Origin of the sequence: Acinetobacter sp. AHP123, from assembly GCF_023757925.1 — a bacterium.
Lineage (GTDB): Bacteria > Pseudomonadota > Gammaproteobacteria > Pseudomonadales > Moraxellaceae > Acinetobacter > Acinetobacter oleivorans.
In genome coordinates, this window is the sequence record NZ_CP092454.1 from 135658 (window position 1) to 159533 (window position 23876).

24 protein-coding genes are annotated in these 23876 nt (G+C 41.3%); 5 read left to right on the plus strand and 19 right to left on the minus strand.

The window, feature by feature from the left end; translation table 11 throughout:
• Position 1: 1 nt before the first annotated feature.
• Positions 2-1147, plus strand: a complete 1146-nt coding sequence (locus tag MJX77_RS00635; RefSeq protein WP_252060310.1) for an aldose epimerase family protein — start codon at positions 2-4, stop codon at positions 1145-1147.
• A gap of 68 nt (positions 1148-1215) precedes the next feature.
• On the opposite strand, the gene MJX77_RS00640 is transcribed toward MJX77_RS00635, so the two are convergent.
• On the minus strand, positions 1216-2436 hold the full coding sequence (locus MJX77_RS00640; RefSeq protein WP_252060311.1) for an MFS transporter: 1221 nt from the start codon (positions 2434-2436) through the stop codon (positions 1216-1218).
• A gap of 105 nt (positions 2437-2541) precedes the next feature.
• Between MJX77_RS00640 and MJX77_RS00645 the strand changes: the two genes are divergently transcribed.
• The gene (locus MJX77_RS00645) at positions 2542-3330 is read left to right on the plus strand and encodes an AraC family transcriptional regulator (RefSeq protein ID WP_151766841.1); all 789 of its coding nucleotides are present in this window, start codon (positions 2542-2544) and stop codon (positions 3328-3330) included.
• Here MJX77_RS00645 and MJX77_RS00650 read toward each other — a convergent pair.
• Positions 3297-4619, minus strand: a complete 1323-nt coding sequence (locus tag MJX77_RS00650; protein ID WP_004703144.1) for a glutaminase — start codon at positions 4617-4619, stop codon at positions 3297-3299. The two genes, MJX77_RS00645 and MJX77_RS00650, sit on opposite strands and share 34 nt — an antisense overlap.
• A 177-nt stretch (positions 4620-4796) precedes the next feature.
• Positions 4797-5279 (minus strand): peptide deformylase, encoded by a 483-nt coding sequence (gene def / locus MJX77_RS00655; RefSeq protein WP_252060312.1) that lies wholly within the window; start codon positions 5277-5279, stop codon positions 4797-4799.
• 236 nt (positions 5280-5515) lie between these two features.
• Between def and MJX77_RS00660 the strand changes: the two genes are divergently transcribed.
• Entirely contained in the window at positions 5516-6814 is a 1299-nt protein-coding gene (locus MJX77_RS00660) for an MFS transporter (RefSeq protein ID WP_252060314.1), read from the plus strand.
• A 61-nt stretch (positions 6815-6875) separates the two neighbouring features.
• Here MJX77_RS00660 and MJX77_RS00665 read toward each other — a convergent pair whose 3' ends face one another.
• From MJX77_RS00665 to MJX77_RS00730, 14 genes are all read right to left on the minus strand, one after another.
• On the minus strand, positions 6876-8072 hold the full coding sequence (locus MJX77_RS00665) for a putative porin (protein WP_252060315.1): 1197 nt from the start codon (positions 8070-8072) through the stop codon (positions 6876-6878).
• A gap of 155 nt (positions 8073-8227) precedes the next feature.
• Entirely contained in the window at positions 8228-9868 is a 1641-nt protein-coding gene (locus tag MJX77_RS00670; protein ID WP_252060317.1) for a thiamine pyrophosphate-binding protein, read from the minus strand.
• 38 nt (positions 9869-9906) lie between these two features.
• Positions 9907-11373 (minus strand): aldehyde dehydrogenase, encoded by a 1467-nt coding sequence (locus MJX77_RS00675; protein ID WP_252060319.1) that lies wholly within the window; start codon positions 11371-11373, stop codon positions 9907-9909.
• 13 nt (positions 11374-11386) lie between these two features.
• Complete coding sequence (locus MJX77_RS00680) at positions 11387-12178, minus strand: aspartate dehydrogenase (RefSeq protein WP_252060320.1); 792 nt, start codon at positions 12176-12178, stop codon at positions 11387-11389.
• Positions 12179-12193: 15 nt separating this feature from the next.
• Positions 12194-12988 carry an SDR family oxidoreductase gene (locus tag MJX77_RS00685; protein WP_111856064.1) on the minus strand — a complete coding sequence of 265 codons (795 nt, stop codon included), beginning with the start codon at positions 12986-12988 and terminating at the stop codon, positions 12194-12196.
• Between the two features lie 15 nt (positions 12989-13003).
• The gene (locus tag MJX77_RS00690) at positions 13004-13828 is read right to left on the minus strand and encodes an alpha/beta fold hydrolase (protein ID WP_016141931.1); all 825 of its coding nucleotides are present in this window, start codon (positions 13826-13828) and stop codon (positions 13004-13006) included.
• Between the two features lie 36 nt (positions 13829-13864).
• Entirely contained in the window at positions 13865-14386 is a 522-nt protein-coding gene (locus MJX77_RS00695; RefSeq protein WP_013198649.1) for a cupin domain-containing protein, read from the minus strand.
• Positions 14387-14409: 23 nt separating this feature from the next.
• Positions 14410-15633 (minus strand): MFS transporter, encoded by a 1224-nt coding sequence (locus tag MJX77_RS00700; protein ID WP_144733237.1) that lies wholly within the window; start codon positions 15631-15633, stop codon positions 14410-14412.
• Positions 15634-15675: 42 nt separating this feature from the next.
• Complete coding sequence (locus MJX77_RS00705) at positions 15676-16887, minus strand: NAD(P)/FAD-dependent oxidoreductase (RefSeq protein ID WP_252060321.1); 1212 nt, start codon at positions 16885-16887, stop codon at positions 15676-15678.
• A gap of 28 nt (positions 16888-16915) precedes the next feature.
• Positions 16916-17845 (minus strand): VOC family protein, encoded by a 930-nt coding sequence (locus MJX77_RS00710; RefSeq protein WP_252060322.1) that lies wholly within the window; start codon positions 17843-17845, stop codon positions 16916-16918.
• Positions 17846-17856: 11 nt separating this feature from the next.
• Positions 17857-18621 (minus strand): SDR family oxidoreductase, encoded by a 765-nt coding sequence (locus tag MJX77_RS00715; protein ID WP_252060325.1) that lies wholly within the window; start codon positions 18619-18621, stop codon positions 17857-17859.
• The gene (locus tag MJX77_RS00720; protein WP_005303271.1) at positions 18614-19681 is read right to left on the minus strand and encodes a Rieske 2Fe-2S domain-containing protein; all 1068 of its coding nucleotides are present in this window, start codon (positions 19679-19681) and stop codon (positions 18614-18616) included. The genes MJX77_RS00715 and MJX77_RS00720 overlap by 8 nt, the downstream gene beginning before the upstream one ends.
• Positions 19682-19697: 16 nt before the next feature.
• Positions 19698-19997: a recombinase-like helix-turn-helix domain-containing protein gene (locus MJX77_RS00725; RefSeq protein ID WP_005070730.1), complete on the minus strand. Its 300-nt coding sequence runs from the start codon at positions 19995-19997 to the stop codon at positions 19698-19700.
• 27 nt (positions 19998-20024) lie between these two features.
• Positions 20025-20330 carry a non-heme iron oxygenase ferredoxin subunit gene (locus tag MJX77_RS00730; RefSeq protein ID WP_002117586.1) on the minus strand — a complete coding sequence of 102 codons (306 nt, stop codon included), beginning with the start codon at positions 20328-20330 and terminating at the stop codon, positions 20025-20027.
• Between the two features lie 273 nt (positions 20331-20603).
• On the opposite strand from MJX77_RS00730, the gene MJX77_RS00735 reads away from it, so the two are divergent.
• The gene (locus tag MJX77_RS00735; RefSeq protein WP_013198655.1) at positions 20604-21416 is read left to right on the plus strand and encodes an IclR family transcriptional regulator; all 813 of its coding nucleotides are present in this window, start codon (positions 20604-20606) and stop codon (positions 21414-21416) included.
• 46 nt (positions 21417-21462) lie between these two features.
• On the opposite strand, the gene MJX77_RS00740 is transcribed toward MJX77_RS00735, so the two are convergent.
• Positions 21463-21762 (minus strand): hypothetical protein, encoded by a 300-nt coding sequence (locus tag MJX77_RS00740; RefSeq protein WP_252060327.1) that lies wholly within the window; start codon positions 21760-21762, stop codon positions 21463-21465.
• A 14-nt stretch (positions 21763-21776) separates the two neighbouring features.
• On the minus strand, positions 21777-22358 hold the full coding sequence (pnuC, locus tag MJX77_RS00745; protein ID WP_107881090.1) for a nicotinamide riboside transporter PnuC: 582 nt from the start codon (positions 22356-22358) through the stop codon (positions 21777-21779).
• A 402-nt stretch (positions 22359-22760) separates the two neighbouring features.
• On the opposite strand from pnuC, the gene MJX77_RS00750 reads away from it, so the two are divergent.
• Positions 22761-23705: a DMT family transporter gene (locus tag MJX77_RS00750; protein WP_252060329.1), complete on the plus strand. Its 945-nt coding sequence runs from the start codon at positions 22761-22763 to the stop codon at positions 23703-23705.
• Positions 23706-23876: the final 171 nt, after the last annotated feature.

Sequence of the window (23876 nt, forward strand, 5' to 3'; positions counted from 1 at the left end):
CATGAAAAAATTAGTAATTTTAGGTGTTGCGATTTATAGCTTTGCACAACTTACAAATGCAGCCACATTAAATGTAAAACCCTATGGTACGGCTCAAGACGGTCAAAAAGTTGATCTATACACCATGAGCAATAACAAAGGAGTCTCTGTATCTTTTATTAGTTTTGGTGGTGTAATTACACAAATTTTGACTCCCGATGCACAAGGTAAACAAAATAATATCGTTTTGGGCTTCGATGACCTAAAAGGCTATGAAGTCACTGATACCAAGGAAGGCATTCATTTTGGCGGATTAATTGGTCGTTATGCGAACCGTATTGGTAATGCTAAATTTAACTTAGATGGAAAAACGTATAATCTTGAAAAAAATAATGGGCCGAATTCATTACATAGCGGTAATCCCGGTTTTGATAAACGTGTTTGGCAAGTTAAGCCCCTCGTTTCTAAAGGTGAAACCGTTAAAGCTTCTCTTAAGTTAACCAGTCCGAATGGTGATCAAGGTTTTCCCGGAAAATTAGATGTAGAAGTGATCTACAGTCTTTCAGATCAAAATGAATTCCAGATCGAATATAAAGCCAAAACTGATCAACCGACAGTCGTCAATCTCACCAACCACAGTTATTTCAACTTATCAGGCGCTGGCAATAACCCTTATGGCGTGCTAGATCATGTTGTACAACTCAATGCAGACCGTATATTGGTAACCGATCAAAACTCTTTACCCACAGGTGAAATAGCTTCGGTTGCAGTTACACCTTTTGATTTTCGGACACCTAAAGCAATTGTGAAAGATATTCGAGCGAATAATCAGCAATTGGCCTATGGATATGGCTATGACCAAACTTGGGTACTTAATCAAAAGTCTCAAGGAAAGTTAAATCTTGCAGCTCATGTTTTTGATCCAAAATCTAAACGGACACTGCAAGTCTTAACCACTGAACCAAGCGTTCAAATGTATACAGCCAATCATTTACTCGGAAATGTTGCTGGTGCAAATGGCGTACTCTATCGACAAGCAGATGCGCTAGCATTAGAAACACAACATTTTCCAGACAGCCCGAATCAACCATCTTTCCCTTCTACACGTTTGAATCCAAATCAAACTTATAACAGTGTCACCGTATTTAAATTTGGTATTCAGAAATAGTCTTTTTAATTGGAACTATATTTATCTAAAAAAAACTCTCAGCTGAATATGACTGAGAGTCTTTTCATTTATTTAACTTTTGTGTTTGGTAAAAATGCGGTGGCAAATCCAAGTAATGGCAAGAATGAACATAAACCAAATACCCATTCAATGCCGTTAATATCAGCTAAATGCCCTAACCCAGCTGCGGCAATACCACTTACCCCAAACATAAGACCAAACATTAAGCCCGCAATCATACCCACACGGCCCGGAACAGCTTCTTGTGCGTAAACCACCATTGCAGCAAAAGCAGACGACAACACCAAACCAGCAATGATTGAGAAAACTGTTGTCCAAAATAAGTTTGCATACGGCATCATTAATGCAAACGGCGCCATACCAACAAATGAAACCCAAATAACAGCTTTACGACCAATTTTGTCACCAATTGGGCCACCAGCAAATGTACCTAAAGCAACAGCAGCTAAGAATGCAAACAAATGCAATTGAGCGGTCTGGATGCTGATATGGAACTTTTGAATAAGATAAAAAGTAAAGTAGTTACTAATGCTGGCAATGTAGGTAAATTTAGCAAACATCAATAAACTAATTGTGCTCAAAGCAATGATCAGCTTACGGCCATGCAATTTACTTTGTGCTTGATTTGCACGCGCAGCCACCTGATTTTTAGCATGACTCACCGTCCAGCGGCTTACGCCAAATAAAACCCAAATCGCTAAAAGTGCAAATATCACTAAGCCCGCAACTGCATGCTGCCCAAAAGGAACAATCAATAATGCTGCTAACAATGGACCAATGGCAGTACCCGTATTTCCGCCCACCTGAAAAGTCGACTGTGCCGTACCGAAGCGCCCACCCGATGCCGTTCGTGCCACCCGTGAAGCTTCAGGGTGAAAAGTTGCCGAGCCTACCCCAATAAGCGCAGATGCACATAACAACACTGCAAAGCTTGGTGAAAATGCCAACAAGATAATGCCACAGAATGTGACCATCATTCCGAGTGGTAGAAGATACGGTTTTGGATGTTTATCGGTATAAAGTCCAATCCAAGGCTGAAGCAGTGAACCTGTAATTTGATATACAAATGAGATCAGGCCAACTTGAGCAAAACTCAGCGAAAAGTTTGCTTTTAGCATTGGATAAATAGCGGGTAGCACTGCTTGAATCAAATCATTCAGTAAATGTGCGACCGCCACGGCGCCTACAATTTTAATAATCATTCCTTGAGGCTGATCATGTGCAACGGTATTGGCAATACCATCTTTCAATTGTATTGAAGACGTCATACCTGAAAAACTCCAATATTCTAAGTAAGATGCTTATTGTAAATTGTCGCTTATAAAGTTATCTTCCAATAATCATTGTATAAGTGACAATTTTTAGGATAGTTTATGTCCGATTCTCTTATTCAGTCTGATTTGTCTGAACTTGTGATTGGGCTATCTTCTGAGCACTCTTACCGAGAAATCACGCCGACTCATACACATACACGTGCGCAGTTTTTGTATGCATCCACAGGAAATATTCAGGTGTTTACACCGAACAATGTCTGGATTGTACCGCCCATGTGTGCCTTATGGATTCCTGCTCATGTTGAGCACAGTGTGATTTCACTGAGTCACGTGAAGTTAAATACGGCGTTAGTTGAAGTAAATGCAGCCGCTCTAATGGGTCAGCATTGCTTTATTATTCGGGTAAGCAACCTGTTGCATGAGCTTTTGATTCGTTTAAATGAAATTGAACGAGAAGACACGCCAAATACGGCGACGTCTCAAGAGCTTTCCCGTTCTTTACAAATTTTGATTTTTGAAGAAATCCATCGGGCCAATTTGTTGCCCATCCAGATTCCTTGGCCGAAAGACAAACGACTATTAAAAATTTGCCAAGAGTTATTACATACTCCTGATCATTCAAAAGATTTAACAGATTGGGCTGATGAGATTGGTACGAGTTCTAGAACCCTAATGCGTATGTTCCAAAAAGAAACTGGACTGTCTTATCGGGCATGGGTCCAGCAAATGCATATTGCACTTGCCTTAAGTAAAATTGCGAATGGTGAATCTATTGCTCGAATTTCTGAATCACTGGGGTACAACAACCCCAGCGCGTTCAGTGCGATGTTTAAGCGACATCTAGGAAAAACACCTCAGCAGTTTAGAAGTTCTGCGATGTCGCTATAAGTCTTTTTTTTTGCAGGTAGGTCATGCTTTTCGAGCAAATCATCAAAATCGTGATAGACATGAAGCTCACGATCTTTACCAGTTCTCGCATGATCTAATCGTTGTTCAGGATCCACTAAAACAAGCGTATGGCCATCATCAATCAGACGATCTACACCTTCTAAGAACATACGTTTACCCACATCGTGGATAAGTGAAATCTGGGTTAAATCAATGACGATTGTGCTTTGGTCAGTTGTCTCATCTTGTAAAATGCGCAACAACATTTCAGCTTCGGTAAATTTCAATACACCGCGAAGCACATATACACTTAATGAAGCATCTTTTCCTGTACGGTAATGGCTTTGTACAATCGTTTGTGCAGAAGGTGTACCTTCCATGAGGTGTAATCCCATGTCACGGGATAACCGTTCTAAAATATCGATGCCTCGAATACTATGACCATGCTCATCTAAACGAGGAGAAAAAGCAGCAATACTGACCTGACCCGGCAGTACACCTAAAATACCGCCTGCTACACCACTCTTAGCAGGAATACCTACAGTCGACAACCAGTCACCCGCGGCATCATACATACCACAGCTCATCATGACACTGAGCACTTGTCTAACCACAGATCGGTTTAACAAACGCTTTCCAGTTTTAGGGTCAACCCCACCATTGGCAAGTACACTGCCCATACGTACCAAGTCTTTAACTGTAACCATGATCGCACATTGACGAATATAACCATTCACAATATCGACAGGGTCAGTTTCCAAAATCCCGACAGTTCGCAACATATAACCGATCGAAAGATTACGGTAGGCCGTTTTAACTTCCGAATCGTAAACAGACTCATCAAAACTTAATTCACGTCCTGCAAGCTCGCTCATAAAACGGCGTAGAATTTCTGCACTATGTAAACCATGCTTGACCTGAATCAAGGAATGTACAGTAATTGCGCCAGAGTTAATCATCGGGTTTTTCGGACGTCCGTCTTTACCCAATGAAATTTCATTGAAGGCTTCCCCCGAAGGCTCTACCCCTACTTTCGCAAGTACTGCATCAATGCCAAGCTGTTGTAAAACATAGGCATATACGAACGGTTTAGAAATCGATTGAATGGTGAATTCAACATCATCATCTCCAATCGAATAAATTTCGCCATCTACCGTAGACATGGCTAAAGCTAATCGATCTGGATTTGCATTTGCTAACTCTGGAATATAGTCAGCTAGATGTCCGCTATTATCTACCTCACAGGCTTCTATCACATTTGCCAAATAATCTGGGAGAGGGGTTTTCATGGTCAGTAACCTTAAATGAGGAGATTTACACTTTCGATCATTTTTTCAGCACAACCTGCTGATAATATTAAAATTATAATTTTTTAGTGAAATAAAAATCACGATATAAGTATTGTAATTCCGATGGCTTATTTATTTCAAGCTCATTATACGTTTTTAAAAACTTTAAATAGAAGATTAGATTATTCTTTCTACAAATAGAACTCCATTTAAATGATCGACTTCATGTTGAACAATTCGAGCCGGAAAACCATGGAAAACTGTTTCAACGGCTTCACCCTGAAGTGTTAAATATTTCACCTTAACCATTTCTGCACGTTCAACTTGTCCACGCTCATCTGGCACACTTAAGCAGCCTTCTTCACCCAAAAGCGTTTCATTTGAGAACTCTAACATTTCAGGATTCACCATCACCACAGCATCCATTTCAGGTGCATCGGGATAGCGTGGGTTTGGTCGAGATGCCACAATAATGACACGTTTAGAGATATAAACTTGCGGTGCGGCAATTCCCACTCCATTACGCTCAAGCATGGTTGCTTGCATAGCGGCTGCCAACTGATAAAGCCAATCACTGTTTAACTCATTTGCCGAGACAGGGGCCGCAATCAGTTTTAAGATATCTTCACCACGCTTTGCGACTGGTAAAACTACACTCATCCTTTGAATCTCTCATTAAACTGGCTATGACGAGTTTTATTGTGTCGCTGAACAGCTCAAAAGAAAAGTCATTCCTACATCTGTTTTTATTTCATCTAATGCGTTTTTTGTTTTAAAGCTTTTTTATTTGAGTGATTGCAAAATCTAAACCTCCATATAGAACAAATTTCATCCATTTACTTTTACTTCACTTTTCCATTAATATCCAAACTTCAATTACAACAATTAAGTAAAAAATGGATCAGGACTTAACTTTGCAGGATGCGAACTATCTTAATAAAGAAGATAAACGAACCCTTGCCCTTTCTTCATTGGGTGGAGCTTTAGAATTTTACGATTTCGTGATTTATGTGTTTTACGCCAAAATCATTTCCGACCTCTTTTTCCCCAGCACGCTTAGTCCGTTTTGGGCCATGCTTAATACTTACGGTATTTTTGCAGCGGGTTACTTTTTTAGGCCTCTAGGCGGGGTCGTAATGGCCCATTTTGGTGACTTGGTCGGGCGTAAAAAACTATTTTCGCTATCTATTTTGCTGATGGCGCTGCCTACCCTGTTTATTGGGATATTGCCTACCTTTGAAAATATTGGGTATTTGGCCCCCTTACTTTTATTACTTATGCGTGTGGTGCAAGGGATTGCGATTGGGGGTGAAATTCCAGCCGCCTGGACCTTTGTGTCAGAACATGTTCCCGAAAGAAAAATTGGACTGGCAAATGGTTTACTCACCGCTGGTCTGTCTTTAGGAATTTTACTAGGCGCACTGATGTCTCTATGGATTTCACTGAATTTTAGTGAAGGGCAAATCCATGACTGGGCATGGCGTATTCCTTTCATTGCAGGTGGTATTTTTGGTCTGGTTGCACTTTATTTACGGACTTATTTAAAAGAAACCCCCGTGTTTAAAGCTATGCAGGCACGTAAAGAAATTTCAAAAGAAATGCCTGTAAAACAAGTTTTAAAAACGCATAAAACAGCCGTTGCGATTGGCATGTTATTTACGTGGTTTTTAACTGGTTGTGTGGTGGTAGTGATTTTAGCCATGCCAAATTTATTGATTGGTTCATTTGGCTTTGAGCGCGCACAGACTTTTGAAATGCAAAGTGCCGCCATTGTCATGCAAATGGTCGGCTGTATTTTGGCTGGCTATTTTGCTGACCGTTTTGGCTGTGGCAAAGTCATGATGGTCGGTGCGCTTGCCGTTGCACTTACAGCAGCAGTTTTTTATAACAGTTTGGGTCATACCGCACATTCAACCATTTTTGGTTTATATATGTTGTTGGGTCTATGCTCTGGTACTGTCGGCATGGTGTCGAGCAGTATGGTCAAAATGTTCCCCGCGCCTGTGCGTTTCTCGGGCATTTCATTTTCTTATAATTTATCGTATGCAATTGTTGGTGGTATGACCCTGCCTTTAGTGCATTGGCTCAGTCAATATAGTGATATTGGTGCGATGTATTATATTTTCGCGCTAACCATTTTGGCCTTTGTGACTGCCTTTGTGTTTTGGAATAAGTTTGAAAAAAACAGATATTAAACGCTTTAAATTATTAAATAAAAAACCACGCCGATTGCGTGGTTTTTTATTGCTGCTTACTTTAGAAAGTAAAGCCGATATTAAAGTTAATACGATATAACCATTTATCGCTGTTTGGCGAGGTTGCGGAGGTATAACCCGTTGAGTTTGTAGAGCCACCAATAATGTTGGAGTTTTTACCCCACGTATAGTCTGCCCAAACCATAAATGGTGAAGCAATAAACATCATACCTGTAGTATTCATTTGCGAGTCTGACCAATCATCACGTTTTTTATCAAGGTAACTATAGTCATTATAAAACTTAATGGATTTTAGCTTGCCCATATTAGTGACAGGCAATGTATAGGCAAGGTTTAGACTGGCAATCGTACCTTCCGAAGCAATGAAATAAGCAGGCGTAAGGCCATTCGCTCCCATCAAAGTCATATCACTATTTACACCATCCGGATTTTTAGCATCGTACTGATAGTGAATGACCGAGCTTTGTAAATTAAAGCGTTTGTAGTTGTTTTCGGTGTGCAAACCGACTGCATAATATTTGCCGTCTTTATCGGTAATATCATTATGTAGCTGGGCGATTGCACCCGATACACCGAACTCTTGCTTACCGAAATCAGTTTCTAACTTGCGAACAATGCGGGTATTCACCTGATTGCGCTTTTCATTTTGATAGGCTTTTTGAGATGGAAATGCATTTCCTGCCAAGTCATCATAAGTTGCACTCTCAGGTGAATAACGCAAGTTCGTCTCTAACATTTGCGGGTAATAACCGAGTTTTACATCCCAATCTTTGTCGTGATAATTCCAGTTAATCCCCGGTGCAATATTGTTGCCATAACCTAAAAAGAATGGAATGTGATAGGTCCAGCCATTTTGTGGGTATGGATAAATCGTGAAAGGCTTATAAACTAGGCCCGCTTCGATGCTGTTATTGGCATCTAAGTTATAGCCGACATATGCTTTTTCAATGGATGTTTTCTGTTGGTCTTGAACCATATAACTGGCATTGATGTATGCATCATCAAATTTACCTTTTAGATCAACCCTGAAAATATCAAAATGGAGCTTACCAAAACCACGGTTCGGTCCTTCCCAATCTTCATAGCGTTGATTTAACCGAACCACCCCACCTAACTTTAATGAGTCGGTGCCATCATCACTTTTCCATTCAAGCAATGAATCTTTTGCAAATGCATTGACGCTTACCCCCAGCGTAAGCTGCACAATGAATGCCATGATCAATGAAGTCTTTTTCATCTCTACATCCTTGATTGAGTTCCAGCGTCCTGCTGGAACTTTATTTGTTTTACCTGTAAAACTTCGTTTTTATTGTTTTTTAGACAAAAAAATTTATCTAAAAAAAGGATGGCTTAGCAGCTCCCATCGCATATGTACTAAACCATCCAAACTGGTTAATACAGTTTCTTTTGCGGTGGACCCGCGAAGTTTAATGGTCCAATCGAGTTCATATCGAGCTCGATCACGGTTGGTCCTTCAAAAGCAACAGCCTCTTGAATAACCGTTTTAAACTCATCTGCACTACCCACTTTCCAGCTTTTCACACCCATTGATTCGCCAAGAAGTTTGTAGTCAGGTGTATGCAATTCATTGAAATACTGGCGACCACCAAAGTAGTTATTTTGAATGCCACGCATTACGCCATAACCACCGTCATTCATAATCATTAAGACCATGTTGGTGTTTTCTTGCACCATAGTTGCAATTTCACCAATACCAAGCATTAAGCCGCCATCGCCGACTAAACCAATCACTTTTTTGTCAGGGTTAGCAACCGAAGCACCAATTGCTGTTGCAAGGCCTAAACCAATTGCACCTGCAAGTGAGTGAATGTTTTGATTTGGTGCTTGTACAGGGAATAAACGACTACCCCATGTACTACCCGACATGGTTATGTCGCGTACAAAAATACCGTCTTGCGGTAAAGCTGCACGCAAGTGGTCACAAATTAATGCGTACTGATCGATTTGTTTACGCAGCGCATCAATTGCAGCCTGCTTAGCAGCTACTACAGCAGCATCGTAATCGGCATCAACTTTTGAAGTGCCTTGAAGCTGTTCTAACACACGTGTTAATACATCTTTAGCATCGCCACAAATGAAGTTGCGGATTTTGTAATTACGTTGCTGAGCCACTGGATTTGCATCAACCTGAATAATGTTTTCAGGGAACTCAACCGAATAAGTTTTTGTTTCATTACTACGTAAACGAGAACCCACCACAACCATCAAGTCGGCATCTTTTAATAACTGCTCAACTCCTGCCGAGTTATGGAAAGCACCTAAACTACGTGGGTGATCATCTGCCAAAACACCGCGGCCATGTGTAGATGAAACAACCGGAATACCTAAATCTGCAATTGCTTTAACTTCAGCAACGCTATTTAAAGTTCCACCGCCAATCCAGAAAATTGGACGTTTTGCTTTTTTGATTTCACTCACAAGAAGATCAATTTCTGCTTGCTCTGCCTGTGGTAACTCAAGCGCTTTGACTGGCCCAAGATTAAGTGGCAAATCAATTTCTGCTGCCTGTACATCAATTGGTAGCTCAACACTAACCGGTCCCATTGGAACTGTGGTTGCAACACGGATGGCTTCACGAATCACACCAACTGCATTGTCTGGACTGGTAATACGGAACGCCGCTTTGCTTGATGCACGCAAGAATGTAAGTTGGTCTTTAGTTTCATGAATGAAACTTGCATCACGGTCGAGATATTCACGCTCAACTTGACCTGTTAAATGCAATACAGGACTTGCTGCATTCATTGCTTCAATCAGTGAACCTACCGCGTTACCTGCACCAGCACCTGTACTGGTCAACGCTACACCTAAGCCTTTAAAGCGTGAGTGTGCATCTGCCATGGTGACTGCGCCAGCCTCACCGCGTGCTGCAACAAAGCGCATTTTTTCACGGCGCCCTACTGCATCTGCAATAGGTAAATTGTGGATGGAAATAACACCATAAATACTATCAACTTGGTGCGCTTCTAAAACTCTTGCGATTGCTTCGCCTACATTTACACGTTCAGTCATGTCTGTTCCTCAAAATTTGTTTTCAGTCCTTGAATTTATTAATCGCACCAAGGGTTAGGCTGTTCATTCAGCCCCATATAAATACTCTTTTGTTGCATGTACGATAAAATGCCTAAACGGCCTTTTTCGCGCCCGATACCACTGTCTTTAAAGCCACCAAACGGTGCACTAATCGAGAATTTTTTATAGGTATTAATCCATACCGTTCCCACTTCTAAGGCACGTGCAATACGCCAAGCTTTGCGATAGCTTTCAGTCCAGATGCCTGCGGCAAGACCAAAACAACTGTCATTGGCTTGGGCAATTAAATCTTGCTCGTTGTCATATTTCATAACGACTAAAACAGGGCCAAAAATTTCTTCCTGACAGGTTTGAGCACTGTTATTTAAGCCCGTGATAATGGTAGGTAAGTAATAACTTCCTTTGACATAGTCACCAGTTGTAAGTGCTTCACCACCAATCAGAACTTGACCACCTTCGCTTTTAGCAAGCTGCACATAGCGGTCAACGGACTGCAAATGTTTGTCATTGACCAATGGCCCTAAATGCACACCCGCCTGTTCTGGATGGCCCACACGTAAGCCTTTGGTAATTTCAACCAAACGCGTTAAAAACTGATCGTAAAGGCTGCTATGAATAAACAAGCGAGAACCTGCGATACACGCTTGGCCTGCTGAGCTAAAAATACCGTATGCGACACCTTTAGCAGCCAGTTCGACATCTGCATCTGGCAAAACGATTGTTGGTGACTTTCCACCTAACTCAAGCGACGTGGTAATCAGCTTATCTGCGGCAATGTGTGCTAAATGACGACCCGTGGTTGTTCCACCCGTAAAAGAGATTTTACGAACCAATGGATGTTGAGCAATCGCATCACCAATGATAGAACCACGACCAACTAGCACGCTGAGTAAGCCTTTTGGTAAGCCAGCTTCTTCAAAAATTTTGGCAAGCTCTAAAGCAATCAGTGAGGTTGCTTCTGCTGGTTTTAACACCACGGCATTTCCTGCTGCCAAAGCTGGAGCAAGCTTTTGAACTTCACTCGCGATTGGAGAGTTCCAAGGGGTAATGGCTGCCACAACGCCGACAGGTTCATGCACACTCATGGTCATAAAGTCTGGAGCACGTTGAGTGGTGAGCTCGTCATTCATTGTTTCACATGCTGCTGCAACATAACGTGCAGTCGCCGCAGCGCTCATCACCAAACCGCGAGTTTCGGTTAAAGGCTTCCCATTATCGCGTGTTTGTAATTTTGCTAATTCGTCTACACGCGCTTCAATAATGTCTGCAACTTTGTAGAGAATACGGGCGCGCTCATGCGGCAAGCTGTTTCTCCAGCTCGGTTGACGCCAAGCCTGATCCGCTTTTTCAATTGCTTCATTTACATCTTCAAGCGTTGCTGTTGAAAGCTCAGCGTTTACCGACTGATCTGCCGGAAACAGGCTTTGAATGACTGCACCACGACCTAATCGCCATTCACCTGCAATATAAATTTCCTTTGCCATGATCAAATCCTTCTTAAATCTGTATTGCTTCTACACTGTTGCGACAAGCACGAATCACGCTAAGCGCAGCCAAAGTTGATGTTTTCGGGTTACTTGGTAACGGCACGCCCACCAGTTCAATGGTCATTTGCCCAAAGCCACCTTCTGCCACAATGGTGTGTTTGTTTTTGTTGATGGTTGGATCAACAGTTAACTCAACCATGGTTTCATCCATTCCAAGCCCTGCAAGTGCAATGGTTGCTGCAACGTTGGCATTGGCTGGAAATTTGGTCGCAGCTTCACGGGCAGTTCCTGTAAAAAAGACTGTAGCTTCAACAACATGGTCTAGATCGACCAATTGCTCTGCATAACTGCCCTTCCAGCTTTTTGGACTTTTACAGCCCTTGTAAGTGACTTTTTGCAAACCACCTTCTTTGGCCGCAGAAATACCATCAATGCCTGCAATTGCCCCCGCCAGTAAATGCAGATGTGCATCATTTTTTTCGGCAGTTTGTTTAAGCTGAACCAGAAATTCGCTATCAGCCAAAGTACCCACCGAAATCAGACCAATGGTCCAGCCTTTCGCTAAAACTTTTTGAGCATGCTCTTTCACTGCTGCTTGACCTGCCACCTCAATAACATAGTCAGGCTCACCATCACATTGCTCAATATCGGAAATCACCTGAATCTCGGAAGAGACTTGTGACTGCACTTTTTCAATACTGCGAGATGGCACTACAATCCATTTGAGTTGCAGATCTTGAGGCAAATGGGCATACACTTCTGCTGCCATTGCGCCAAAACCAATCATCATCAACTTTTTCATGACAGCACCTAATATTTATAAATGTTTATTAAAACCACCTGAGACATCTATTGCCGAACCTGTGGTGTAAGATGCCAATGGTGATGCCAAGAAAACTAAAGCACGTGCTGGCTCTTCTGGGCGGCCTAAACGCTGCATAGGAATACCACGATTTTTTGCGATATTGCCGGTCCACTCTTCCCATGACAGATTTAAATCTGAACGGGTTTCATAACGGCGTTTCCACTGCGCAGATTCGACCATTCCGAGTAAAATCGAGTTCACGCGAACGCCATATTGAGTAAACTCATGTGCCAAAGAATGGGTTAAGTTCAACAGTGCAGCGCGTGCAGATGACGTCGCAATCATGTGCGGTTCCGGTTGCAATGCCAGTAACGAGTTCACATTGGTAATTGAGGCATTTGCCGACTGTTTTAAGTCGTCGAGAAAAGCCCGTACTGGATGTAAAACACTGAAATATTTCAGCTCGATTTCTTTCATCCAGTCTTCATCTTGTGTGTTTTCAAAATTTGAAACACGGCCTTGCCCAGCATTGTTAATGAGCATGTCCACATTGCCCAAATTGAGTTTGACGTCTTTAGCAAATTGCTGAACTTCTTCTTTTTTCAAAACATTACATGCTTTGGTAAAAATATTGGCATGTGGAAATTTTTCTAAAATATAGCGCTTAGAAGCATTTAAACGTTCTTCATCGCGACCACACCAAGCAACTTTTGCTCCCTCTGCAACCAGTATTTCAACAGCAGCCAGCCCAATCCCAGATGAGCCACCGGTAACAACTGCAACTTTTCCTTCAACTTGGAAGCTCATAATCCTTAATCTCTCTTACGATTGTTCCTGAATCGTCAACATAATTTGGTTAAATGCTTGCGGTTGGTCGACATAACTTAAATGTCCTGCATCTTCTATGACGAAGCGCTGTTCCAACTGCAATTCCTGAGCAAGCTCTTGTATACCTAACGCAGGAGTGATTTGATCTTGCTGCCCTGCAATGACTGTGCATGGGACTTTTAAATCGGTTAAATAATTACGTATTTCGTCATATGCGAGTAAGTACGATGCATGTGTGAAACCCTGTAGGGTCAACTGTTGCATCACCTCTGAAACTAAGGCTAAGGCTTGTGGCTCTTGTTTATAAATCAAATGAGGTCCACGGCTTTCGGCCATGCCTTTAGCACCAAGTTCTTTCAACATTTTTGGTCTTTTTTCAAAAACCTGAATTTGTGTTTGTTCATCGTGGCGTTGGTAACCTTGCGCTAAGTTAGCAACAACCAAGTGTTCCACTCGCTCTGGGTAAAGTGCAGCAAATGCACTCGCCTGTAAGGCACCTAATGAGTGTCCGACCACAATCGCTTTTTCAATTTTTAAAACATCGAACAATGCTGCCAAACGCTTTGCGTAGTCAGTAGCATTGGGCTGATCAGTTAAAAGTTCATCTGATTTGCCATAGCCCGGTGCATCCCAGGCAATAACATGAAAATGATGAGACAACACTTCAAGTTGGTTTACCCATGAAGCAGAACCTGAACTAATGCCATGTAACAGCACAAGGTACTCACCCTGCCCGGCTTCCCGATAGGCTTGCTGCTGGCCTTGAACAGTGACGGTTTTCACCGGAAATTCTGCTAACTTTTCAATGAGTGTCATCATTTTCAATTCTTTCCTTTCATTCACTTCATCAAACAATTAACGTTTGATTTGAGACAATGGATGCTCTGGTGGATAGTTCGGAATGGTTGGTTTACCTGTTCCCAACATCACACACATCAAGGCATCTTCTTGACCTGGGTTAAACAGACCACGGTAAATACCCGGTGGAATTGAAATCAGGTCACGCTCTTTTAAACGGGTCTCAAATTTTTCGCCGTTGTGCTCAATGAACAAATCAATTTCGCCGCGGAGCATAAAGAACACTTCTTCAACATCGTGGTGAATGTGCAAAGGGCCTTCACACTGTGGTGGCAGAACCATGGTTGAAAACGTGAAGTTTTCTGCTGGAACGGTGTTACCGTCATTTGCAACACCTGTTGCACCCGTACCCATGTAACGCATTTGTGCGCGGCGATATTTCGGGTCGTAATCGGCTTGAAACTTCAAAGCCTCAAAGTCATATTTACGTGTCTCAAAGCGAGCAATACGCGTGTTTAACCAATCTTCTAAAGAAGCATTTTCTGGTTGTGCCCACGATTCGAATTGTTGTGTAGTCATTTTTTAAACTCCTATACAGTGAATTAATAACGTTTTAAAAGAGGAACTAAGAACAACGATCCAATGACAGCGACAGCAGCCAAGAAGGTAATTCCTAAATTAAAACTATGTGTTTGCATCACGATGTAACCGATAAGAACAGGTGCAATTGCACTTGCAAAATTACCTAAACCGTTAAATATTCCACCCGCAGTCGCCCCTACATTTGAGGTCGTTACTCTTGCAAGCAGAGCAAATACCGCCGCTACTCCAAAGCCCCACGCCATAGCACTTAAAGACATGGCAGCAATAATCAATAATGGCTCAGTCATAATGACCATCACATACATGAAGATGCCCGCGAGTAATAAACCGCTAAATACTTGAATTGCTCGGCGGCCTAACTTGTCAGATAAAAACGCACCGATAATTTCGCCAATTAACATGGCAATGAATGGAAAGCTTGAATACATCCCAAACTCTTTGAGATTGAATCCTTTGTCTTGCATTAAGTAAGAAGGAACCCAACTGTTTAAGCCCCACAAATACGTCATCAATGCAATATTAAAGAGACACACCAACCAGAACGCGCTGTTACTTAAGAGCAATTTAGTATTGGCAATGTGACCTTTGAAATTGGTACGTTTACTCTCACCATCAATTTCGACAGTTTTCTTGAGCTGCAAGTTACGTAAACCAAAAACAATGCTGAAAATGGCAATGAGTGTTAAACCGGCCATCACAAAAAAAGTGGTGTGCCAGTCATGGTGCGCTAAAACATTTGCAGTAATTGGGAACCCAAGAAATGCACCAATCGGCGTTCCAAGTAAGAACATGGTAGAAGCACGTGCTTGCTGATGATCTGTGTAAGTCTGCTTAACAATGGTATATGCCAAGGCAAATAACGGACCTTCTGCCAAACCGAGCAGTACACGTAAAATCAACATGCCTGAATAACTGGTGGTGAAGCCCATGCAAAACATGAGTAAACCCCAAGAGGTCACACTCCAGAACAGCATTTTCTTTGGGTTAAAAATGTCACCCAAAAAGCTTAGAAAGACTGATGAAAAACCATAAGCAAGCAAGAAACTTGTCATGAGCCATCCAAGCTTGGCCTTATCTTCAGCAATTCCCATTGCACTTTGAAAATGTGGATCTGAAAATAAAACCGCAATACTAATCTTGTCGAAAAATGCCAGTACCACACACACCATAAGGACAAAAGCAGGTACCCAATGCTTCAATCCACTTTTTTCTTCATTACTCATGTGTCATTCCTTCGATTTGGTAATGAGAACCAGATTTAATGTTTACGGTTTTAACTTCATGACATTAAATTCAGCATCTGCTAATAGTTTTGGATCTAAAACGGTGTTGGCTTGCATCCAACGTTTTGCTAGTTTGACTAGCTTCGAGTCATTAATGGCAATCATGTTGAGCAAACGATTTTCATGGTCCAGATATAAATAGCTCACCTGATATTCCCCGCCTTGGCGAATGACCACTTCTTTAGTTTTTTCAGGTTGATAGGTTCCTAAAATCTGAATATTGAAGTGATATTGATCAGACCAAAGCCATGGAATATCGCTATATTCAGTTTCAATTCCAAGCATCGACTTTGCTGCGGCAATCGCCTGATTTTGTGCATTTGCCCAAGACTGAATGCAGTAGCCCAAGCTCGGATGAATTGCGACATCGCCTGCGGCATAAATGTTTTGATCTGAAGTTTGTCCAAAGCAGTTCACCACAATGCCATCTTTCACATCGAGACCAGCGTGTACACCTAACTCTTTAGCAATCTCGGCACCCGCACCTACCACAACACAGTCAAATAACTGACTATTTTGAGGATGGTTCACCACTTCAACTTTCTGATTCGGCGCTTCAACCAAATGAAGGCTTTTGCTGTCTAAATGAATTTTTGTGCCTTGGGTTTCATGCATATTTTTTAAAAATGCAGAGACTTCAGGACTCACGCTTCTTGCACATAAACGGTCGCCATATTCAAAAATATGAACTTCTTTACCTTGCTTACGTGCAGTTGCCGCAATTTCAAGACCAATCCAACCACCGCCAATCACAGCGACATTTTTTGCATTCTTTAAAATTTCAGCCAAACGTTCACAGTCTTGTACATTGCGTAAAGTCACAACATTTGGAATGAACTGCCATGTATTGACCGGTACACGTGCACGGCTTCCGGTTGCAATCAACAATTTGTCATACGGCAAAACTTGGCCACTTTCTAAATGAACCTGTTTTTGCTCACGATCGACTTTTGTCGCAATTTCCGGTTTATGCCATTGAACCTTGAACTCTTGAACCTGCTCAGGAGAGAACAGATTCAAACTTTCATAAGTTGCTTCTTTTGAAAGTACTTGCTTAGACAGTGGGGGACGCTCATAAAACACTTGATCTTCATTTGAAACCACGTGAATTTCGCCCACATAACCGTTTTGACGTAAGGTACTTACTGCCCAACCCGCTGCCTGTCCAGCACCTACAATTACGATCTTTTCCATAGCCATCTTCCTTGTTCAACCATACCTGTTAAACAGGCTTCACCTGACGGCGGGTTGTGTCATCAAGACCACCTTCAATCGCCCATTCGGTGAAAAGCTCTAGACGATGTTCTTCTACACGTGGCTGCCATTCTTCGGTCAAATAATCATCGTTGGTGTAGTATTCAAACGCACCACCTAATGGTGAGTTGACGTACCAGAAATAAGCAGAAGAAATTGGATGACGTCCCGGTCCAATAAAGGTTGACCACTCTGAACGATTCATATTTAAACCGCCCCCAATCACCTCATGGATATCACGTACTACAAACGCAACGTGATTTAAGCCAGCAGGTTTATTTGGAACACTGAGCAAGAATAAATCATGGTGATAACCTTCACCGCGGCAACGTAAAAATGCACCACGATTTTTGTAGGCATCAGACAAATGAAAGCCTACTTTTTCAATATAGAAATTTTCAGTAGTTGCCAAATCTGGTGTAAAGAACACCACGTGTCCAATCGCAACAGGCTGACCTTTTTCATACACAGGACTTGCTGCATTCACACGTTGAATGTTGCCGTATTGGTTAATTCCTTCCGTTTTAAGTTCTTGAACATCTTTCACAAAACTTTGTTCAAAACGGATAGTCATACCATTTGGGTCAAGACACTGAACTGTATTTTCTGAACGTTTAAAACCTTCTACATCAGCCAAACGAGCTGCCAAGTCTTCAAGGTCTTGAGCACTATCAACACCCCAAGTGACTTCACGTAAAGTTGAACCTTGCTCAATAGCAACTGGCAAACGGTCATCATCACAATTAAATAGATAAATCTTGCTACCATTTTGAGTTTGGTAAAGATCAGTGCCTTCAATATCTGAACTACTTTGACTTAAACCAAAATCTGCCAAAAACTTGTTTGAAGCGGCTCTATCTTCAACTCCAAACTTTAAAATCTCGATCCCTGTAATCATTTGACTACTCCTTAGTTAAAGACAAAACCGCCATTGACCGGAATATTTTGACCTGTCACAAAAGAGGACAAATCCGACAGTAGATACAATGCTGTTCCATTTAAATCTTCTGGAAGTTGCTGACGTTGAATCGCTCTTCCGTTCACATATAAATCGTGACGTTCTTGAGGCACATACTCGGTTGCTTCAACCAGAGTAAGCCCCGGTGACAATGTGTTGACACAGATATTAGATTGTCCCAACTCTCTTGCCATTGAACGCGTCATGGCAACAATTGCACCTTTACTCGCAACATAAGCCATTAGGTTCGGTGCACCCCAAAGTGCTGTATCAGAAGCAACATTAATAATTTTGCCAGCCGCCGATTGCTTTAGATGGGGAACGCATGCCTTACTGATTAGCCATGTACCTTTCACATTAATATTCATGACCCGATCCCAAAGTTCAGGATCGTAATCAATCATATTTTTTCCACCGACATTGGTCGCCAGTGCCGCGCAATTCACAAGGCCATCTAGTCCTTTTAATACTTCAACGCTTTTTGCAACCGCATTTTCAATAGAGTCTGCATTGGCAAGGTCAACGGTGACAGCATGAACGTTTAGCCCTTGTTTTTGTAACGCTTGTGCTTCTTGTTGCACCAAGTCAGACAAAATATCTGCCATCACAACTTCAGCACCTGCCTCGGCAATGGCTTGAGCGAAATCTCGGCCTAAACCACGTGCAGCACCAGTTACTAAAACTTTTTTGCCTTGCAACAACGCTACATTAGCCATGAGCTTCTTCCTGCATCTCGATACGGTTTGATGCATTTAGCGCAGCAATTTTCTTTAATTGCTTCTCAGCTTCTTTTTTCATTAAACGGCGTAAACGTGCAAGACCAACATCGTGTTGATATAGGAACTCTTTTTCACGCGCATTTGGCGCAAGGTTTTCTAAAATAATTCGGTCTTGTTCCAATACATCCCAATGCAATTGTTCTAAATGATTGCGATACAAGAAGCGCCATACATTTCGTTGCCAACCACTCACCTTACGGCAGCGCCAGAAAAATACACGGGTATTGTTGGCATCAATTGGCGTTGCATAGCCCACAATCCAGAACTCACCACCTGGACCAAATTGTTTACGGTAAGGAATTGAAAGACGTAACCAGCTCGCACCTGTTGAACCGTATTCGACCCAGTCGAAGTTCACGCCTAATTGACCTTCTTTTTCAAAAACAAAGCCATTATCGGTCGTGCGGTGTTTCATCTCTGCGGTACGATCACCATCTGCCATCGAGTGCGATGTCGCATGTAAATAACTACCATGCATTGGGTCCATCACGTTATCAATTGCATACTGATGGTTTACTTTCCAGTCTGCTTGGCAAAGGAATGCACTCCACTCTTCGCTTGCAAGTTGCTCTGGAAACTCAAGCGGTTTTGGCTGTTCATTTGCATCGATACCAAACCAGATGAAGATTGCGCCATGTTGCTCAATTACCGGATAGTTCTTTAAACATTTCGTTCCAGTCATTGGACATTCATGAACGGCTGGCACATCGGCAACCACACCATCAGCACGAACTTCAACACCGTGATACCAGCAAGCCACTCGGTCGCCTAAGTTCCAACCAAGGGAAAGACGAGCACCGCGGTGTGGACAGCGGTCTTCAAGTGCATGAACCTGACCTTCGGCATCACGCCAAACCACAATGTTTTCGCCTAAACGAGTAATTCCAACTGGATTAGCAGCGACTTCCCAACTTGCTAAAACAGGATGCCATTGGTCACGTAAACCAAGTTCTAAATATTCTTCAGCGCTTTGTGAAGTTGATACGATTGCGTTCATTTTATTCGTCCCTGAATCAATAACCTAAACGTTGCATTTCTTCTGTAAAGCTTGCAGAAGTCCATTCATCACCAGATTCACAGCGGAAACCCTGTTGATTAAGTGCAGAAACAACGTCATCTAACTCTGTTGCGCCCGCAGAAAATGCCTGAATCAAGTTCTTTACAAAATCTTGTTCGTAGAGCGTTGGTTCTTTATAACGTGTTTGCCAAACCAACAATTCAGATTGACCAGGAATTTGAATATTGTTGATACCTGCTTCGGTTGCCGGCGTTGCATGAATCCAGCTTGCCAACTTTTCATTAAATGTCTTCATTGTTCTGCTTCCTTGTACATGTGAGGACTAGAGTTGAATTTGAATATCCTGTCCTTCAACACGAACTGGGTAAGTACATAGGTTTCTACACCCGGGTCCACTTTTTAGCTCACCTGTTTGAATGTCAAAAATTGCTTCATGCAATGGACATTCAACAGTTTGATCTTCGATAAATCCTTCGGTTAATAAGGCATACGCATGAGGGCAAACATTTTCGATAGCAAAGTAATTTTCGTCGACGAAAAATACGCCTATTTTTTTCCCTTCAATTTCGATGGCTTTCGGCTCATCTTCGCTAACGTCACCCTGCTGACAAACTGAGATCCAACTCATACCTTGCGTCCTCATTTTGTTTTATATACAAAACATAATTTGATTTTCAAAACACAGGCTAAGCATAATACCCTTGATCATTTTTTGTCAAAGTAAAAATAAATATAAAATTCATTTACTTAATTAATTTTAAATATTTTGTTACGTTTCAAACAAGAAACAAAGTTTTGAATATAAAAATTGTTTTATGCATTTTTAACAATTACAATAGTTATAAAATAAAGCAGCATGCCCCAAATTGAATCATGTTTTATTTATAGGAAAATGACACGAATGAGCATAGCAATTGAAGAAGATTCGCAAGAATCAGAAACAACAAAAAATGATGATCGTTATTTAGTACCCGGACTTGTACGGGGTTTAGCTATCTTGCAAGCATTTAACCAACAAGCGCAAGAAATGACCATTACAGAAATTGCTGAAATTTTAGAAGTGAACCGTTCTAGTGCATTTCGTCTGATCTATACACTCGAATCTTGTGGCTATTTAAGAAAAGCATCTCAAAAAACTTATGCTCTCGATTCCAAAGTCATGGAGCTTGGGTTTAACAGTTTATCTAAACTTTCATTGCTCGATTTATCGACGCCTTTAATGAAAGAACTACGTGACCAAACCAAACTTGCGGTACACCTTTCAATTTTAGAAGGCACTCATATTGTCTTTGTAAATAATATTCAGTCGATGGGAACCTTCACGAGCAACATTAGCTTAGGGACTCGCTGGCCTGCTCATGCAACCGTCATTGGTCAAATGTTATTATCTGATTTACCTGAAACTGAAGTACGTCAGCGTTATCGTAACTTTGATGATTGGGATAGTTTTTCTGAACTGACTCCAACCAATTTAAAAACCCTATTACAAAGATTAGTCTATGTAAAAACCCAAAAAACCATGGTGAGCTGGGGTCATTACAATCATGATATGGCAGCCTGTGCAGCACCTATTTTTAAACAATCAAACGGGAAAATGGTTGCTGTTATCTCTGTGAGTTGTCCAATTACCACTTACGATGAAAAAACATTTAAAGAAGATATCGCAAGTCTAGTCGTTGAAACAGCAAACAAAATTTCCAAATTTATTTATTAAAAAAAAGCGACGTTAAGTCGCTTTTTTTGTGATTTTATTTCTTAAATTAAAAATTACACTTAGATATGTCCCCATTCATATCTTGAAAAATCAGTACCGAAAGGCTTTCTTTAATATCAAGTTTTAAATACTGCTGTTTAAATTGAACAACCGCATAAAACTCTTCAGCACCGTCATCTAAGCCAGTGGCAGAAATCTGGCTACCTTGTGGGAAATCTTTGAGCCACGCGGCATTATAAAAATCTGACACTGAACTAAATTCACAATACTGTTTTGGCTCTGCCATTATTTTTGCAGCAATCAGATCAAACTGTTGTTGTCTATAGACATCTAAGCTCAACAACATGATCACTCTCCAAATTAAAGCTGGTTAGAGGCTAAAAGCTGTTTCTTTTTAACTTTTTCCCATTGATACCAACCATAAGCGGCCATCAGAACAAATGCGGCATATAACGCAGCTGTTAAAAATAAATCTTTATAGATAAACATGCCCACATAAATAATATCGACAAATACCCAAAGCACCCAAGTCGCAATATGCTTTCGGCTGGTCCAATATGTTGCAAGTAAACTAAAGGCTGCAAGCTGTGAGTCGAGCATCGGTACTGCTGCATCGGTAAAGTTTTTAAGAACAAGACCAAACAGTAAACCACCTACCGCAGCAATAATCATTTGGATGATAGCGGTTTGAACTGCAATAGGTTCAATTCGAATGTCGTGATCTTGCTGCTTTCCTTTAAACCAATAGTAAAAGCCATAAAAATTTACGACCATAAAAAAGAACTGCAAAATTGTTTCGCCATATAGCTTAAATTCGTAAAACAAATAGGCATATAAAACAAAGGCAAAGAAATTAAACAGCCAACACCACATATTACGGATGACGGTTAATCCAACTCCAATGAGACTAATTAAGACCGCAAAGATTTCTAGAGGTGACATAAGCTGCTTATTGAGATCAATTTGACGAGGTATTATGAGAAAAATATGAAGCTAAGCAAACTACTAATTTAAAGTTATCAAAAAAAACCATGTCTCATGCTTGAATCTAATTTGTACTTTTTCATTTATATGTTATAAAAATATCATCTATATTTTAATATACTTATCATGTTTTCATCTAAAGCCCAATGTTGTCTAGCGCGTCAATCATACGCCGCAGAGATTAAGTTCTATGTGGTCAATTGGCGACGTCCTTATTTTGGACAATTTGGCGCTTTAGATACGAAAATCGAGATATTTAATTTGTAATATATCCTCTGATTTTCATCACAAGCCGCCATAAAACGCGGCTTTTTTTATGCCCTTTTTAAACACCAAAGAACAAACTTTCTGGAGCTTTATATGAAGCCATTATTTGAACAACAGAGTATATCCACCCCGCAGATTCAGCCGGTTGTAGCATTATCTTCATCTCCGACTCGCCTTGCTACAGCCGGCCAATTTATTGCTGTCGTCATTATTTGGTCGCTTACCCCACTCGCGGCCGTCTGGACAGTACAAGAAATTCACTGGGCATGGGGATTATTTATTCGGTTCAGTCTGGCGATTCCAATCGCCTTGCTGTGTCTAAGATTTTTTCGCTTAAAGCTCATCTTTAGTAAAAAAGCTGTTTTAAGTTATTGTGCTGGAGCCATTGGCTTATTTGGCTCTATGGCGTTTTGCTACATGGGTGCAGATAAAGTCCCCTCTGCCATTATTTCAATTATTTACGGCACCTCTCCGTTAGTATCTGGACTGATTAGCTCCTTTTTATTAGGACGCGAACGATTTTCAGTATGGCAATGGCTTGGTCTCGGTATTGCTCTTGTCGGGATGAGTTTTACTTTAGGACTGTCTTCATCAGGTTTTCAGCTCAACCGCATCGGTATTATGTTTGAGCTGATTGCGATGCTGTTTTATGTCTTGTCGACGTTTGCCGTGAAATCTGTCGGAGCGCATATTCCACCCATTACACAAATGACAGGTGCTACCCTTGTCTCATGGGTCGGTTATGTATGCTTGTTACCTTTCTTTTGGTCGCATATTCCCACTGAATTTCCAAGTCTGAAAATTTCTCTAGCAGTGCTCTATAGCGCGGTTTTTTCATCTGTACTTGCCATGATTTTTTATTATCAACTCATCAAGATACTACAACCGACGACTGTGCTACTTATTACCATTATCACCCCAGTGTTAGCCACATTTTGGGGAACATGGTTCAACCATGAGCAGCTCAGCTCACATCTTATTTTAGGTTTAACCTTGTTATGCCTAGGGTTATTGATGTACTCACGGCGCCCAACGTAATGTTTTATAACCTGATTGAGAGCGCTCATCAGGTTATTCTTCCCCCTCATCTTTACATTAAGCTTAATAATAAGAACTTAGTTTTCTTTTAATCGCCCTTCTATTTTTGTTTACGGAATAGTCAACAAATTGTATTTGACACTTTTTAAACGATCGTTTAAAAACTTATTA

Excerpts from the sequence above, each read along its gene's own strand:
- MJX77_RS00710 (WP_252060322.1), bottom strand. The coding sequence starts at position 17,845 with ATGATTACAGGGATCGAGATTTTAAAGTTTGGAGTTGAAGATAGAGCC.
- MJX77_RS00735 (WP_013198655.1), top strand. The coding sequence starts at position 20,604 with ATGAGCATAGCAATTGAAGAAGATTCGCAAGAATCAGAAACAACAAAA.
- MJX77_RS00690 (WP_016141931.1), bottom strand. The coding sequence starts at position 13,828 with ATGATGACACTCATTGAAAAGTTAGCAGAATTTCCGGTGAAAACCGTC.
- MJX77_RS00665 (WP_252060315.1), bottom strand. The coding sequence starts at position 8,072 with ATGAAAAAGACTTCATTGATCATGGCATTCATTGTGCAGCTTACGCTG.
- MJX77_RS00750 (WP_252060329.1), top strand. The coding sequence starts at position 22,761 with ATGAAGCCATTATTTGAACAACAGAGTATATCCACCCCGCAGATTCAG.
- MJX77_RS00705 (WP_252060321.1), bottom strand. The coding sequence starts at position 16,887 with ATGGAAAAGATCGTAATTGTAGGTGCTGGACAGGCAGCGGGTTGGGCA.
- MJX77_RS00715 (WP_252060325.1), bottom strand. The coding sequence starts at position 18,621 with ATGGCTAATGTAGCGTTGTTGCAAGGCAAAAAAGTTTTAGTAACTGGT.
- MJX77_RS00740 (WP_252060327.1), bottom strand. The coding sequence starts at position 21,762 with ATGTTGTTGAGCTTAGATGTCTATAGACAACAACAGTTTGATCTGATT.
- MJX77_RS00650 (WP_004703144.1), bottom strand. The coding sequence starts at position 4,619 with ATGAAAACCCCTCTCCCAGATTATTTGGCAAATGTGATAGAAGCCTGT.
- MJX77_RS00720 (WP_005303271.1), bottom strand. The coding sequence starts at position 19,681 with ATGAACGCAATCGTATCAACTTCACAAAGCGCTGAAGAATATTTAGAA.
- MJX77_RS00645 (WP_151766841.1), top strand. The coding sequence starts at position 2,542 with ATGTCCGATTCTCTTATTCAGTCTGATTTGTCTGAACTTGTGATTGGG.
- MJX77_RS00695 (WP_013198649.1), bottom strand. The coding sequence starts at position 14,386 with ATGACTACACAACAATTCGAATCGTGGGCACAACCAGAAAATGCTTCT.
- def (WP_252060312.1), bottom strand. The coding sequence starts at position 5,279 with ATGAGTGTAGTTTTACCAGTCGCAAAGCGTGGTGAAGATATCTTAAAA.
- MJX77_RS00685 (WP_111856064.1), bottom strand. The coding sequence starts at position 12,988 with ATGAGCTTCCAAGTTGAAGGAAAAGTTGCAGTTGTTACCGGTGGCTCA.
- pnuC (WP_107881090.1), bottom strand. The coding sequence starts at position 22,358 with ATGTCACCTCTAGAAATCTTTGCGGTCTTAATTAGTCTCATTGGAGTT.
- MJX77_RS00635 (WP_252060310.1), top strand. The coding sequence starts at position 2 with ATGAAAAAATTAGTAATTTTAGGTGTTGCGATTTATAGCTTTGCACAA.
- MJX77_RS00660 (WP_252060314.1), top strand. The coding sequence starts at position 5,516 with ATGGATCAGGACTTAACTTTGCAGGATGCGAACTATCTTAATAAAGAA.
- MJX77_RS00730 (WP_002117586.1), bottom strand. The coding sequence starts at position 20,330 with ATGAGTTGGATCTCAGTTTGTCAGCAGGGTGACGTTAGCGAAGATGAG.
- MJX77_RS00675 (WP_252060319.1), bottom strand. The coding sequence starts at position 11,373 with ATGGCAAAGGAAATTTATATTGCAGGTGAATGGCGATTAGGTCGTGGT.
- MJX77_RS00680 (WP_252060320.1), bottom strand. The coding sequence starts at position 12,178 with ATGAAAAAGTTGATGATGATTGGTTTTGGCGCAATGGCAGCAGAAGTG.
- MJX77_RS00725 (WP_005070730.1), bottom strand. The coding sequence starts at position 19,997 with ATGAAGACATTTAATGAAAAGTTGGCAAGCTGGATTCATGCAACGCCG.
- MJX77_RS00700 (WP_144733237.1), bottom strand. The coding sequence starts at position 15,633 with ATGAGTAATGAAGAAAAAAGTGGATTGAAGCATTGGGTACCTGCTTTT.
- MJX77_RS00640 (WP_252060311.1), bottom strand. The coding sequence starts at position 2,436 with ATGACGTCTTCAATACAATTGAAAGATGGTATTGCCAATACCGTTGCA.
- MJX77_RS00670 (WP_252060317.1), bottom strand. The coding sequence starts at position 9,868 with ATGACTGAACGTGTAAATGTAGGCGAAGCAATCGCAAGAGTTTTAGAA.